Consider the following 13,878-nt stretch of genomic DNA (forward strand, 5'->3'; position numbering starts at 1 on the left):
CTCGCGCGGTTGTCGATTCGAGGGGGATCCGATCGTCGTCATCATGTACGGCAACCCGGCCGCACATTCCCACACAGGAGAACCGCCGTGAAGTACATGTTGATGATCTATGCAGATACCGGCTCCGACCTCGAGCCCACCTGCGACTTCGAGGACTGGCAGCGATACGACAAGGAATTGAAGGAGGCGGGCGTCTTCGTCTCCGGGCATGCTCTCGACGACCTCGTCACGGCAACCTCCGTCAAGGTCGACGCCGACGGCCAACGCAGCATCACCGATGGTCCGTTCGCGGAAAGTCGTGAAGTTCTCGGAGGATACGACGTCATCGACGTCCCGAATCTCGACGTTGCACTCGAATGGGCGGCACGATGCCCGGGGTCGCGTGACGGCGGCCGGGTCGTCGTGCGACCCATCGCCGAATTCGGGGCGTAGAGCCGTGACCGACCCGGGCACCTCCGCCGACACCGCGCTGCGGGTCGAGGCGGTGTTCCGGGAGGAACACGGACGGCTGCTCGCGGCGCTCGTCCACCGGTTCGGCGACCTCGACCTCGCTGAGGAAGTCGCCTCGGAAGCCGTCGAATCGGCGCTGAGGCACTGGCCGGTGGACGGTGTCCCGGACCGGCCCGGCGCGTGGCTGCTCACCACTGCGCGCCGGCGCGCGGTGGATCGCCTGCGACGCGACCGCACCTACGCCGCTCGGCTGGCGATCCTCGCGGTGGAGTCCGAACGATCCGAACCCGGTCCGATCCCGGTCGGGGGCGACCTGCCCGACGACCGGCTCGAACTCTTCTTCGCGTGCGCACATCCGGCGTTGCCGCCGGACGACCGCATCGCATTGATCCTGCGGTGCCTCGCCGGATTGAGCACCGGTGAGGTCGCGCGCGCTTTCCTGGTCCCGCACAAGACGATGGCACAGCGAATCGTGCGGGCCAAGAACAAGATTCGTGGTGCGCGGATCCCGTTTCGTGTGCCGCGGCCCGACGAATTGTCGGAGCGGCTGCCGGTGGTGCTCGGTGCGGTGTACTCGATCTTCACCGAGGGATACGCCGCGAGCACCGGCGACACTCTGCAACGTCTCGACCTCGCGGAGGAAGCCATCCGCCTCGCCCGGATCCTGCACCGGCTGATGCCCTCGGAACGCGAGGCGACCGGGCTGCTCGCACTGATGCTGCTGGTCCACGCGCGGCGCGCGGCACGCACCGACTCTTCGGGTGCGATGGTGTTGCTCGCGGACCAGGACCGCACCCGATGGGACAGGCCGATGATCGACGAAGGCCTGGGGTTCGTGGCCGCTGCGTTGATGGGCGGCCGACCCGGTCCCTACGCCGTGCAGGCCGCGATCGCGGCGGTACACGACGAATCGGACCGAGCCGACGACACCGACTGGTCGCAGATCGTCGCGCTCTACGACGTGCTGTGTGCGCTGATGCCGTCACCGATCGTCGCGTTGAACCGCGCGGTGGCCGTTGCTATGCGGGACGGTCCCGCTGCCGGACTCATCCTGCTCGAGGATCTGGCCGACGAACCGAGACTGCGTGATCACCATCCGTACGCCGCGGCTCGTGCCGAATTGCTGCACCGACTCGGTCGCCACGGCGAGGCCGCCGAGTTGTACCGGCGCGCGTTGGACCTCGCCGGTAGCGCGCCGGAGCGTCGGTACCTGGAGATGAAGCTCGGCGAGATCACCGCGCAGTGACGCCCCGGAGTCGTGTCTCGGTCACGATGTCCCAGTGGTCACCGGTACTCGTCGACGAGATCCGGATATTCGTCCCACTGCGGAAGCCGAGACCCGAGCAGAGTGGCCTCGAGCCGGTCGAGATAATACTGCCAGCCCGGACCGATCTCCCCGGCCTGGGACCGCGGCACATGCCGATGGGAGAACTCGACGGTGGTGACCTGACCGACCGCATGCAAACTCACTTCGAGCAACCACCCGTCGATGTCGACGACGAACCCCGTCGGGGGAGTGCACCGCACGACCCGTACATCGGTGGTTGCGCTGTCGTGCTGGTCGGTCATCGTCAATCGGATCCATCCCGTCGTGGGATCGCCGGTGTAGGAGCCGTACCAGTGCAACAGGGATTCCGGGTCGGTCAGGGCGGTCCACACCTCACCGAGCGAGCGGACGACGGCCCGCTGGTACTGCAGCGTCACCAGGTTCGATCCGTCGGGGCAATCCCGCTCGGGCCGCACTACTCCGGGGATTGTCGTCGGGATGCTCATCGTGACGCTCCTCTCCCACGTATCGCATGTCGTACTCACCCATTGTCGCGCAGTGCGTCAAGGTTCCGGTGACGTATTCGGCGCGGGAGGGAACCGTTCGGGCCTTCGCCGCGTCGAACTTGACGAGAGGGAAATCTCGCGGCGAGAGGCCGCGGCAACCACGTGAGGAGACTGCCGCATGGATCCACGAACGGCGCGATGCGTACCGACCAGATCGCCACTGAGGGCACTGCGCGCGACGAGCAGTCCGCGTTCGCTGACGCGGATGCGCTGCGTGCATGTGGCAGAAGCTACGCCGCAGCCGCGGTCGGGTCAGGACGACACGGATCGGAACGGGCCGGAGGAGTCGTGACCGGTGCGGGGCGAGCGCGGTGGGTCGGCGGAACGGGAACACCGTGACGAATGCGGGTGGCGGCGTCCACACCCGCGAAGAAGTTGCGCACATTCGAGATCATCGGATGGATCCGCATGGAACTGGCCTCCTTGATGGTCCTGACCGCTGTCACGCTCTGAGCACACCAGTGTCGGCACGCCGACAACAGTGGCAGTCACGTCATGTCTCGGTAAGATCTGGTCATGTCGCATGTGGTGGCTCTTCCGGTGTACGACGGAATGACTCTGCTCGAATACGGCGCCGTGGTCGAAGCCCTGGGGTTTCGGTGGCCCGAGTTGCCCGAGCTCGGCTACGAGCTGCGTACCTGCGGTCCACAGACGGGCGTGACCACGATCAGCGGCGCCACCCTCGTCCCTCGATACCCGATCGACGCGATCGCCGACGCCGACACCGTCGTCGTGACGGGCGTCCGCGATCCCTATCGCGATCGCTGTGCGGAGTGGGCGGATCTGCTCCGCGCGGCCGCGACACGCGGCGCCCGCATGGTGTCGGTCTGCACCGGTGCATTCGCCTTCGCCGAGGCCGGACTCCTCGACGGTCGCCGGGCCACGACCCACTGGCGGCACGAGCACCTCATGAGGTCCGCATTTCCGGCTGTCGACCTGAACATCGCGGCCATCGTCGTGCGCGACGGCAACTTCGTCACCAGCGCCGGAGCATCCGCGGGCCTCGACCTCAGCATCGCCCTCATTCGCGACGACCACGGGGTCGAGCGGGCCAACGACGTCGCCAGGCGACTGGTGGTGACACCGCATCGCCACGCGGATCAATCACAATTCGTCGACGTCGACCGGATCCAGGTCCGCGACGACGTCGACTTCACACGCATGCTCGATTCGGTCGGCGACGACGTCTGCCGCTCGTGGACGGTCCAGGAACTCGCCGACGAAGCGAACGTATCGCCGCGCACGCTACACCGGAGGTTCCGGGCATACACCGGGTTCTCGCCGTTGGACTGGCTTGTCCGCCAGCGCATTCGAGCGGCCATGTCGCTGCTCGAACGCACCGACCGGCCGATCGAAGCAATCGGCCGCGCAACCGGATTCGAAGCCGCCGAAACCTTCCGATACCACTTCCGGCGTATTGCCGGTACCAGTCCGCGTGACTACCGCATGAGCTTCCGCGGAGCGTAGAACCGGTCGGAGAATCAGGACTTCGGAAGGTCCGCTGCCGCAGCAGGGTCGACGAACCACACCGTCCGCTCACGACCCCGCGCGCCCGCGGCCGGAATCTCGTGCGGATCGGCACCACCGACCGCGGCGGCCACCGCCTCGGCCTTGGCTTCACCGGTGACGAGCAACCACACCTGCCGCGACCGCCGCACCGCAGGCAATGTCAACGTCACCCGTGCCGGCGGAGGCTTCGGGGAATCGTCGAGGCCGACTACGAACTCGGCGCCTTCGCGCACCGCATCCGTGTGTGGGAACAACGAATTGACGTGCCCTTCACCGCCCATACCGAGCAGGTGCACATCGAAGATGGGGACGGTGCCGTCGGGGGAGTGTTGCGCGAGCATCTTCGCGTACCGGGCAGCGGACTCCTGCGGGGTGGTGCACCCGTCCTCACCGAGTGCGGGCATCGCGTGAATACGGGCCGGGTCGATCGGCACCAGATCGAGCAGGGCCGCACGGGCCTGCACCTCGTTGCGGTCGGAGTGGCCGGACGGCAGGAACCGTTCGTCGCCGAAGAACACGTTCACTGCCGACCAGTCGATTCCGCCCTGGGCTCGGCGGACGTGCTCGAGTACCGCAATGCCGGTACCCCCGCCGGTCAGGACCACCGATGCCTGCACGCGCTCGCTCTGCGCGGCAACGATCGCCTCGACCAACTTCGACGCAGCAGCTTTCGCGACCGCGTCGGCATCGGCGAACTTCGCGACTTCCACGGGACCGAACTCAGACATATTCCACCTTCGACAGTTCGGCCAGCGCGGCCTCGTAGATTTCGTCGGGATCGAGACGTCGCAGTTCCTCTGCGAGACATTCGGCAGAGTCGCGGCGTGCCAGAGTGATCAGCGCGTCGGGCTTGTCGGTGCGCTGCAACGTCGCCACGCGACCGTCCTGCGGGCGATCGAGCACGATCGTCTGGGTTTCGGTGTGCAGTTCGACACGAAGTTCACCCACCGCGCGCTGCACCGGGCAGTCGAGCCGGCTCGCGAGCCATCCAGCCAGAAGATCGATCGCGACCTCCCCGTGCAGGCCGGACACCTTGGCCGAGAGCACCTTCTCGTGGGGCGGCTGGTCCAACGCGGCGACGAGCAGCGCACGCCAATACGTGATCCGGGCCCACGCCAGGTCGGTGTCGCCGGGCTTGTACCCGGTCAGCCGTCCCACGATGTCGGAGCGCGGATCGATCGCGTTGGTGGCGTCGGTGATGCGCCGCACCGCGAGTTTCCCGACCGGATCCCGGGCCGGCACGGCAGGGGCCTGATTCGGCCACCACACGACCACCGGTGTATCCGGAAGCAGGAACGGAACCACGACCGACTCCTGGTGGTCGCCGAGCTCACCGTGCAACGCCAGGATCAGCACCTCGGAGGCACCGGCCTCGCCGGCGACCCGGATCTCCGCATCGAGGCGCGGCGGGCCGTCGGCACGTCCCCGGCCGATCACGATGACGCGACACGGATGTTCGCGGGATGCGTCGGTCGCCGCGGAAATCGACGCCTCGAGACGTCGTGCGTCTCCGGCACACACGATCAACGTCAGCACGCGGCCCTGGGTGACGACGCCACCCGTGCGCCGCAGTTCCACGATCTTCTTACTGACATCCACCGCGGAGGTGTCGCGCAACTGGACTCTCACGGTCGCCTCCATTCGCGGCCGGATCGGCGCAGCATCTCGTCGCCGCTCGCCGGACCCCACGTGCCCGACTCGTATCCTTCGGGACGGCCCGACTCCGCCCAATGCTCGAGCACCGGATCGAGGATCCGCCAGGACAATTCGACTTCCTCGTCCACCGGGAACAGTGACGGCTCGCCGAGCAGTACATCCAGCAGCAACCGCTCGTAGGCCTCGGGGGACGACACCGTGAAGGCCTGGCCGTAGCTGAAGTCCATGTTCACGTCCCGCACCTCCATCTCGGAGCCGGGCACCTTGGAACCGAAACGCATCGTGACACCTTCGTCGGGCTGGACCCGGATGACGAGGGCGTTCTGACCGAGTTCCTCCGTCATGGTGGTGTCGAACGGCAGATGCGGTGCGCGCTTGAACACCACCGCGATCTCGGTGACACGCCGACCGAGCCGTTTGCCCGTGCGGAGATAGAACGGCACACCCGCCCACCGGCGAGTGTCGACCTCGAGGGTGATCGCGGCGTAGGTCTCCGTCGTCGAATCCGTCGCGAAGCCCTTCTCCTCGAGCAACCCCACGACCGGTTCGCCGCCCTGCCAGCCCGCGGTGTACTGGCCCCGCGCGGTGGTCTCGTCGAGCGGCTCGGCGAGACGGGTCGCGGAAAGCACCTTGATCCTCTCGGCGCGAAGCTGAGACGGCGCGAAGCTGACTGGTTCCTCCATCGCGGTGAAGGCAAGCAACTGCAGCAGGTGGTTCTGGATGACATCGCGAGCTGCGCCGATCCCGTCGTAGTACCCCGCGCGGCCCCCGAGACCGATGTCCTCGGCCATCGTGATCTGTACGTGGTCGACGTAGTGGGCGTTCCAGATCGGATCGAACAGCTGGTTCGCGAAACGCAGCGCCAGGATGTTCTGCACCGTTTCCTTACCGAGGTAGTGGTCGATGCGGAACACCGAATCCTCGGAGAAGACCTCGCCGACGACGGCATTGAGGTCGCGGGCACTTTCCTCGTCGTGCCCGAACGGCTTCTCGATCACCACACGACTCCATGCGCCGTTCTGCGGTTCGGCGAGCCCGGAGCGGGACAGCTGCCCGCACACCACGGGGAACGCGGCGGGCGGCACCGACAGGTAGAACGCGTGGTTTCCGCCGGTGCCGCGTTCACGGTCGAGTTTCTCGAGCGTGGCCGTCAACTCCTCGAAGGCGCGGTCGTCGTCGAACGAGCCCTGCACGAAACGGATTCCTTCGGCGAGGCGCTGCCAGACTTCTTCACGGAACGGGGTGCGCGAATGGTCGCGCACCGCATCGTGAACGACCTGGCCGAAGTCCTCGTCGACCCAGTCCCGCCGGGCGAAGCCGACCAATGCGAATCCGGGCGGCAGCAGACCTCGATTGGCAAGGTCGTAGACCGCGGGCATCAGCTTCCGTCGGGCCAGGTCGCCGGTGACCCCGAAGATCACCAGCGCACACGGCCCGGCAATGCGGGGGAGTCGACGGTCTCTGCTGTCCCGCAGCGGGTTGACCCACGCCGCCGCGCCGGATTCGCGCACGCTCAGCCCTCCGCGCCCGGTGCGTGGGCCGTCAACTGCTCAGAGGTGGCCGTCAGCAGCTCGTTCCACGACACCTCGAACTTCTCGACGCCCTCGTCCTCGAGTTTGCGGAAGACGTCGGGCAGATCGACACCGATCTTGGTGAGCGCATCGAAGACCTGCTGGGCGGCCGCAACAGTGCCGGTGACGGTGTCGCCGGTGATCTCACCGTGGTCGGCGACGGCTTCGAGCGTCTTCTCCGGCATCGTGTTGACCGTGTTCGGCGCGACCAGCTCCGTGACGTACAGGGTGTCGGGGTAGTCGGGGTTCTTCACACCCGTCGACGCCCACAGTGCCCGCTGCGGGTGGGCACCGGCAGCGTCGAGCGAGGCGAAGCGCGCGCCACCTTCGAACGCCGCGCGGTACGCCGCGTAGGCGAGGCGAGCGTTGGCCAGCGCGGCCTTGCCGCGAAGGGCGAGTGCGGCGTCGGTGCCGATTTCCTCGAGCCGCGGATCGATCTCGGTGTCGACGCGGGAGACGAAGAAGGATGCCACGGACCGGATCTGCGACAGGTCGTGACCGGCGGCCTTGGCGGCGGTGAGACCGTCGAGGTAGGCGTCGATCACGCGCTCGTAGCGGTCCACCGAGAAGATCAGCGTCACGTTCACGCTGATGCCTTCACCGATCACCCGGGCGATTGCAGGCAGGCCCGCCACCGTCGCGGGGATCTTGATGAACAGGTTCGGGCGGTCGACGATCTTCCACAGCTCGAGCGCCTGCTCGACCGTCTCGTCGGTCTTGTGCGCCAGGCGCGGATCGACCTCGATGGACACGCGGCCGTCGAGACCACCCGACGCCTCGAAGACCGGGGCGAGCACGTCGCACGCGGCGCGCACGTCGTCGGTGGTGGCAGCGAGGATCGCGGCGTCGACGTCGGCGCCCGAGGCGGCGAGTTCGCGGATCTGCGCGTCGTACGCGTGGCCCTTCGACAGCGCCGCCTGGAAGATCGACGGGTTCGTCGTCACACCGACGATACTGCGGGTCGCGACGAGTTCGGCGAGGTTGCCGGACTCGATCCGCTCACGCGACAGGTCGTCGAGCCACACCGACACACCTTCGGCGGACAGCTGCGCCAACGTTTCGTTCTGGGTGGAAGTCTGCTGAGTCATCGAGGTCATCCCTTCACACGGGTCAGCGAGCGGCGGGCAGCGTCGACGACGGCCTCGGCGGTGATGCCGAACTCGCGGTACAGAGTCTTGTAATCGGCGGAGGCGCCGTAATGTTCGATCGAGACCGGCTCACCGGCATCACCGAGCAGCCGGTACCAGGGCATCGCCAGGCCTGCCTCGACCGAGACGCGGGCCTTGACCGACGGGGGCAGCACCTCGTCGCGGTAGGCCTGATCCTGCTCGAAGAACCACTCGAGCACCGGCACCGACACGACCCGTGTCGGGACACCGTCTGCCTCGAGCGTGTCGCGTGCGGCGACGGCGAGTTCGACCTCGGAACCGGTGGCGAGCAGCACGACCTCGGGGGTGCCGGTGGATGCCTCGACGAGGACGTACGCGCCGCGGGCGACGCCCTCGGCGGCCTTCTCGCGGGTGCCCTCGAGTACCGGCACGTTCTGGCGGGTCAGGGCCAGTGCGGTGGGGCCGGTGCGGTTCTCGAGCGCCGCCTTCCATGCGAACGAGGTTTCGTTGGCGTCGGCGGGGCGGATCACCGCAAGGTTCGGGATGGCCCGCAGCGCGGTGAGGTGCTCGATCGGCTGGTGGGTCGGACCGTCCTCACCGAGGCCGATCGAATCGTGCGTCCACACGTAGATCGCCGGGGTCTGCATCAGCGCAGCGAGACGGACGGCCGGGCGCATGTAGTCGGAGAACACGAGGAATGTGCCACCGTAGGGGCGGGTGGGGCCGTGCAGCGCGATGCCGTTGAGGATCGATCCCATGGCGTGCTCGCGGACGCCGAAATGCAGGGTGCGGCCGTACGGCTGCGCTGTCCAGTCCTTCGTCGAGATCGACGTCGGGCCGAACGACTCGGATCCGGAGATCGTGGTGTTGTTGCTGCCCGCGAGGTCTGCGGAGCCGCCCCACAGTTCGGGCAGGATCGGGCCGAGTGCCGCGAGTGCCTTACCCGACGCGGCACGCGTGGCCGGTCCCTTGTCGGTGGGCTCGTAGGTGGGCAGTGCCTCGATCCAGCCGGCGGGGAAGCGGCCGTCGTGCAGACGATCGAACAGTTCCTTGCGCTGCGGCTCACGTTCGGCCCACGCATCGAAGTCGGCCTGCCAGGTCGTGCGGACCTCTGCGCCACGGTCGACGACACGGCGGGTGTGCTCGATCACCTCGGGCGCGACATCGAAGTTCTTCTCGGGGTCGAATCCGAGGGCGGTCTTGACCGCGGCGACCTCGTCGGCACCGAGCGCGGCACCGTGCGCGTCGCCGCTGTTCATCTTGTTCGGGGCGGGGTAGCCGATGATGGTGCGCACCGAGATGAACGACGGACGGTCTGTGACGGCCTTGGCCTTCTCGATGGCCTCGAGCAGTGCGGAGACGTTCTCGCCGCCCTCGACGGTCTGCACGTGCCAGCCGTATGCCTCGTAGCGCTGGGAGACGTCCTCACCGAGCGCGATCGCGGTGTCGTGCTCGATGGAGATCTTGTTGTCGTCGTAGAAGACGATCAGATTGCCGAGTTCCTGCACCCCGGCAAGCGAGGACGCCTCGGAGGTGACGCCCTCCTCGATGTCGCCGTCGGAGGCCACCACGTAGATGTAGTGGTCGAACGGGCTCGCGCCCGGTGCGGCCTCGGGATCGAACAGGCCGCGTTCGCGGCGCGCGGCCATCGCCATGCCGACAGCGGAGGCGAGGCCCTGGCCCAGCGGGCCGGTGGTCATCTCGACACCGGCGGTGTGGCCGACCTCGGGATGGCCGGGCGTGAGGGAACCCCAGGTGCGCAGCGACTCGAGATCGGCGAGTTCGAGGCCGTACCCGGACAGGTACAACTGCACGTACAGCGTCAGGCTGGAATGCCCGCACGACAGCACGAAGCGGTCGCGGCCGACCCACGTCGGATCGGTCGGGTCGTGTCGCAGCACCCGTTGGTAGAGCGTGTAGGCCAGCGGAGCCAGGCTCATCGCGGTGCCGGGGTGCCCGTTGCCGACCTTCTGGACGGCGTCCGCGGCGAGAACGCGCGCGGTGTCGACGGCCTTGGTGTCCAGGTCGGTCCAGTCGGCGGGGTGGACCGGCTGGGTAAGGGTGCGGATCTCGTCTGTGATCGACACGAGCAGAAGTCTCCTGACATGGGTGTACGGGGTGCCGGCGGGTGTGAATGCCCCACGCGCATCTCCAGAGTAATGCCCGGTCGTGAGCGGGTCGATTCGGTGCGCGGGTAGCTGCGGTCTACCATCGTTCGTAGTAGTGACAGTGGCGCGTCCGAATGACCGGGCGACCGTGAGCGGGCGAGCGAAGGTGCGTAGTCGCGTGGTGCAAGGAGACAGTGTGCGGGCAGGACGGCGACCGGGAGGTCACGGCTTGGGCGCCCCGGAAGTTCCCGCCACGCCCCGGTCGGACACCGCGTGGGGCCGGCTTTCCGGCAGGGTGCTCGCCTATATCGCGCTGACCAAGCCGCGCGTGATCGAGTTGCTGCTCGTCGCGACGATCCCCGCGATGTTGTTCGCCGACCGTGGCAGCGTCGATATCGTTCTGATCCTCAGCACCCTGTTCGGTGGCTGGATGGGTGCTGCGAGCGCTAACGCGCTCAACTGCGTCGTCGACGCCGACATCGACAAGGTGATGAAACGCACGGCGCTGCGACCGCTCGCGCGTCAGGCAGTCCCGACTCGCAACGCCTTCGTGTTCGGCGTCGTGCTGGGCGCCGCGTCGTTCCTGTGGTTGTGGTGGCGCGCGAATCTTCTTGCCGGTGTGCTGGTGGTCATCACCATCGCGTTCTACGTGCTCGTCTACACGATGGTGCTCAAGCGCCGTACGTGGCAGAACGTCGTGTGGGGCGGTGCTGCCGGATGCATGCCGGTGATGGTGGGCTGGGCCGCGGTCACCGGGTCGCTGAGCTGGGAACCGATCGTGTTGTTCCTGGTCATCTTCTTCTGGACTCCGCCGCACACCTGGGCGCTCGCGATGCGCTACAAGGAGGACTACAAGGCGGCCGGGGTGCCGATGCTTCCGGTGATCGCCACCGAACAGCACGTCACCAAGCAGATCCTGTTCTACACGTGGGCAACGGTCCTCGCGACACTGGTCATCGTGCCCGCGGCCGGTCTGGTCTACGCGGTGGTCACGGTGCTGGCGGGGGCGTGGTTCCTGTTCGTCGCGCATCAGCTCTATTACAGCGTTCGTGGTGGCGCGGCGGTCAAGCCGCTCAAGCTCTTCCTGCAGTCCAACAACTACCTCGCTGTCGTGTGCCTCGGTCTGGCCGTGGATTCGGTGCTGGACCTGCCCACCATTGCGTCGTACTTCTGACACCCTTCCCGCGACGATTCTTGCTTCCCGCGCTGGTCGTAACCGACGCGGGAAGCAGATTTCATCGCGGGAAGCTGCTTTACGGGAGTAGCACGATCGATCCGGTGGTGCGCCGAGACTCGAGATCGGTGTGTGCCCGGGCTGCGTCGGCGAGCGGATAGGTCGCGCCGACCCGGATCTTCAGCGTTCCCGCAGCGATCGCAGCGAACACGTCTCCGGAGCGCCACAGCAGCTCCTCGCGGGTCAAGATGTGGTGCGCCAGCGTGGGACGGGTGACGAACAAGGATCCGGCCGGATTGAGTCGCTGCAGATCGAACGGAGGCACCGGACCGCTCGCGGCCCCGAACAGGGCGAGAGTGCCGCGAATTCGCAGCGACGCCAGCGACGCCTCGAAGGTCGTGGCGCCGACCCCGTCGTACACGGCGGCGACCCCGTGGCCGTCCGTGAGTGCCCGGACCTGCTCGGCGAGGTCGTCGTCGTACCGCAGGACCTCGGCGGCACCTGCCTCACGCGACAGGGTCTCCTTCTCGTCCGTCGACACCGTGGTGATCACGCGGACGCCCTTGGCGACGGCGAGCTGGGTGAGGAGCAGCCCGACGCCACCCGCCCCCGCATGCACGAGGACGGTGTCTCCCGGCTGAGCAGGACAGGTCGATTCGATCAGGTAGTGCGCGGTCATTCCCTGCAGCAGCACCGACGCGGCCCGCTCGGCGGGAACCGCATCCGGGACGGGCACGGCCACGGTCGCCGGGACGCTGACCAGTTCGGCGTACGAGCCCGGCGCCGTACACCACGCGACACGTTGTCCGACGGTGACGTCATCGACCTTCGAACCGACGGCCACCACCGTCCCGGTACCTTCGGAGCCCGGGACGTACGGTAGATCCGTGCCGTACAGACCGGTGCGGAAGTAGGTGTCGATGAAGTTGACGCCGATGGCGTCGGTACGGACCAGCAGGTCGCCGGGGCCGGGTTCGGGGTCGGGTAGTTCGACCCCGACGAGGACTTCCGGACCGCCATGGTGTGCCACTTGGATTGCGCGCATACCGCCACAGTATTCTGCAGTCATGAGCGTCGAAACCCAGACCGCGTCGGCACCGGCCGACATCGTCTCGTCCCTCCGCAGCTTCGTCGCCGAGCACGGCGAGACCGCCAAGGCGGTCATCCAGCCCGTCGGGTACGTCGGTGTACGGATCACCGTCGTGGCCGAGGACGGTGTGCTCGGTGATCATGTGGTCGCCGACCTGCCGACCGCACGCGCAGTGGTCGAAGCGCTGCCCAACGTCACCGTCTCCGAGTGGGAGCGCGAGGTCACCAGTATCGCCACACCGGCGAAGGGGCACTGGAAGAGGATGGCAGGCTGGGTCGCTACCCAGACGCGCTTCCCGAAGGCACGTAACGAACGCTGACCACATTCCCTAGCGCAACACTTCGGCCGCCCGAGATCCCTCGGGCGGCCGAAGTCGTATCAGCGGCGGCGGCTCAGGCCGCGACGGGCTCGCGGTCGGGAGAGATGGTGCGGATCCGGCCTGCAGCCCAGACAGCAGCGGTTGCTGCGGTGCACAGGCCCGCTCCGGCGACGTGGAACACCACGAGAACGGCAGGGACATCCGTCCAGAACTGTACGAGACCGATGAAGGACTGTGCCACGACGAGGGCAAGTACGACCTTGAGGCGCAGTTTGACGGCGTCGGTGGTGCGCACGGCATACACGGCGAAGGTGAGTCCGACGAGCAATGCCAGGTAGGCAATGAGCAGCTCGGCGTGCAGATGCACGAGGGTGGTGATGTCGATGTCCAGGCGCGGTACCGGCCTTTCGACACTCTTGTCGCCGGCGTGCGGGCCCGCGCCGGTGACCATGGTGCCGACGATCATGACTCCGGCGAGTGCGAGGCCGGAGAGTGCGGTGAGCCATCGCAGCGGCTGAGGGAGTGTCTGCACCACGACCCCGTCATCGGGTTCGCTGACCTTCGCGAAGAGCACCGTGGCGAGCCAGACCATGAGCATCGACACCAGCAGGTGGATCGCGACTGTCCACCACAGCAGGCCGGTGAGGACGGTGATCCCGCCGATGATCGCCTGCAACACCGTGCCCGCCGGCATCAGCCATGCCCAGCCGATCACCTCGGGGCGGCGCCGTGCCCGGGTCACGGCGAGCACGATCGCGGCTGCCACGAGCACGACGACGAAGGTGAGCAAGCGGTTGCCGAACTCGACGACTTGATGCAGTGTGCTCACCCCGCTGGACACCCCGACCGGCACCATGGATCCGGGGAAGCACTGCGGCCACGTGGGGCATCCGAGCCCGGACGCGGTCACACGCACCACCGAACCGGTGACGGCGATGCCGCCCTGCACCACGATCGACAGGAACGCGATGATCCGCTGCGTCCGCAGGGACGGCATGGGAAGACGGTCGACAAGACTCAGATAGCCGCGATACAGCACGGTCACGATGGTACGACCCC

At 67.4% G+C, this 13,878-nt stretch carries 13 protein-coding genes; 5 read left to right on the forward strand and 8 right to left on the reverse strand.

Features of this window, described 5'->3' with window-relative positions:
- The first annotated feature begins 87 nt into the window (after positions 1-87).
- Positions 88-432 carry a YciI family protein gene (locus tag ACFWCF_RS05425; RefSeq protein ID WP_378558152.1) on the forward strand — a complete coding sequence of 115 codons (345 nt, stop codon included), beginning with the start codon at positions 88-90 and terminating at the stop codon, positions 430-432.
- 4 nt (positions 433-436) lie between these two features.
- Positions 437-1,696 carry an RNA polymerase sigma factor gene (locus ACFWCF_RS05430; protein WP_378558155.1) on the forward strand — a complete coding sequence of 420 codons (1,260 nt, stop codon included), beginning with the start codon at positions 437-439 and terminating at the stop codon, positions 1,694-1,696.
- Between the two features lie 38 nt (positions 1,697-1,734).
- Here ACFWCF_RS05430 and ACFWCF_RS05435 read toward each other — a convergent pair whose 3' ends face one another.
- Positions 1,735-2,223, reverse strand: a complete 489-nt coding sequence (locus tag ACFWCF_RS05435; RefSeq protein WP_378558158.1) for an SRPBCC domain-containing protein — start codon at positions 2,221-2,223, stop codon at positions 1,735-1,737.
- A 576-nt stretch (positions 2,224-2,799) separates the two neighbouring features.
- Between ACFWCF_RS05435 and ACFWCF_RS05440 the strand changes: the two genes are divergently transcribed.
- Complete coding sequence (locus tag ACFWCF_RS05440; protein ID WP_378558161.1) at positions 2,800-3,750, forward strand: GlxA family transcriptional regulator; 951 nt, start codon at positions 2,800-2,802, stop codon at positions 3,748-3,750.
- A 14-nt stretch (positions 3,751-3,764) separates the two neighbouring features.
- On the opposite strand, the gene pgl is transcribed toward ACFWCF_RS05440, so the two are convergent.
- The 5 genes from pgl to tkt are packed head-to-tail and all read right to left on the reverse strand — an operon-like array spanning position 3,765 to position 10,215.
- Positions 3,765-4,520, reverse strand: coding sequence for a 6-phosphogluconolactonase (gene pgl, locus ACFWCF_RS05445; protein WP_378558164.1), 756 nt, complete (start codon positions 4,518-4,520; stop codon positions 3,765-3,767).
- Positions 4,513-5,421, reverse strand: a complete 909-nt coding sequence (gene opcA, locus ACFWCF_RS05450) for a glucose-6-phosphate dehydrogenase assembly protein OpcA (RefSeq protein WP_378491968.1) — start codon at positions 5,419-5,421, stop codon at positions 4,513-4,515. Before opcA ends, pgl begins: the two co-directional genes overlap by 8 nt.
- Positions 5,418-6,959, reverse strand: a complete 1,542-nt coding sequence (gene zwf / locus ACFWCF_RS05455) for a glucose-6-phosphate dehydrogenase (RefSeq protein WP_378558167.1) — start codon at positions 6,957-6,959, stop codon at positions 5,418-5,420. Before zwf ends, opcA begins: the two co-directional genes overlap by 4 nt.
- 2 nt (positions 6,960-6,961) lie before the next feature.
- Positions 6,962-8,107, reverse strand: a complete 1,146-nt coding sequence (tal, locus tag ACFWCF_RS05460) for a transaldolase (RefSeq protein WP_378491966.1) — start codon at positions 8,105-8,107, stop codon at positions 6,962-6,964.
- 5 nt (positions 8,108-8,112) lie between these two features.
- Positions 8,113-10,215, reverse strand: a complete 2,103-nt coding sequence (gene tkt, locus ACFWCF_RS05465) for a transketolase (RefSeq protein ID WP_378558170.1) — start codon at positions 10,213-10,215, stop codon at positions 8,113-8,115.
- 217 nt (positions 10,216-10,432) lie between these two features.
- Between tkt and ACFWCF_RS05470 the strand changes: the two genes are divergently transcribed.
- Positions 10,433-11,410: a heme o synthase gene (locus ACFWCF_RS05470; protein WP_378558174.1), complete on the forward strand. Its 978-nt coding sequence runs from the start codon at positions 10,433-10,435 to the stop codon at positions 11,408-11,410.
- Between the two features lie 79 nt (positions 11,411-11,489).
- Here ACFWCF_RS05470 and ACFWCF_RS05475 read toward each other — a convergent pair whose 3' ends face one another.
- Complete coding sequence (locus ACFWCF_RS05475; protein ID WP_378558177.1) at positions 11,490-12,455, reverse strand: quinone oxidoreductase family protein; 966 nt, start codon at positions 12,453-12,455, stop codon at positions 11,490-11,492.
- Positions 12,456-12,477: 22 nt separating this feature from the next.
- On the opposite strand from ACFWCF_RS05475, the gene ACFWCF_RS05480 reads away from it, so the two are divergent.
- Positions 12,478-12,819 (forward strand): hypothetical protein, encoded by a 342-nt coding sequence (locus ACFWCF_RS05480; protein ID WP_378558180.1) that lies wholly within the window; start codon positions 12,478-12,480, stop codon positions 12,817-12,819.
- 73 nt (positions 12,820-12,892) lie between these two features.
- Here ACFWCF_RS05480 and ACFWCF_RS05485 read toward each other — a convergent pair whose 3' ends face one another.
- A complete protein-coding gene (locus ACFWCF_RS05485) occupies positions 12,893-13,858 on the reverse strand; it encodes a heme A synthase (RefSeq protein ID WP_378558654.1) in 966 nt (321 codons plus the stop codon).
- Positions 13,859-13,878: the final 20 nt, after the last annotated feature.

Source organism: Rhodococcus sp. NPDC060090 (assembly GCF_042729855.1).
GTDB lineage: Bacteria > Actinomycetota > Actinomycetes > Mycobacteriales > Mycobacteriaceae > Rhodococcus.

Coding starts and splice junctions, on each gene's coding strand:
- ACFWCF_RS05435 (WP_378558158.1), bottom strand. CDS start 2,223: ATGAGCATCCCGACGACAATCCCCGGAGTAGTGCGGCCCGAGCGGGAT.
- ACFWCF_RS05440 (WP_378558161.1), top strand. CDS start 2,800: ATGTCGCATGTGGTGGCTCTTCCGGTGTACGACGGAATGACTCTGCTC.
- pgl (WP_378558164.1), bottom strand. CDS start 4,520: ATGTCTGAGTTCGGTCCCGTGGAAGTCGCGAAGTTCGCCGATGCCGAC.
- tal (WP_378491966.1), bottom strand. CDS start 8,107: ATGACTCAGCAGACTTCCACCCAGAACGAAACGTTGGCGCAGCTGTCC.
- ACFWCF_RS05475 (WP_378558177.1), bottom strand. CDS start 12,455: ATGCGCGCAATCCAAGTGGCACACCATGGCGGTCCGGAAGTCCTCGTC.
- ACFWCF_RS05480 (WP_378558180.1), top strand. CDS start 12,478: ATGAGCGTCGAAACCCAGACCGCGTCGGCACCGGCCGACATCGTCTCG.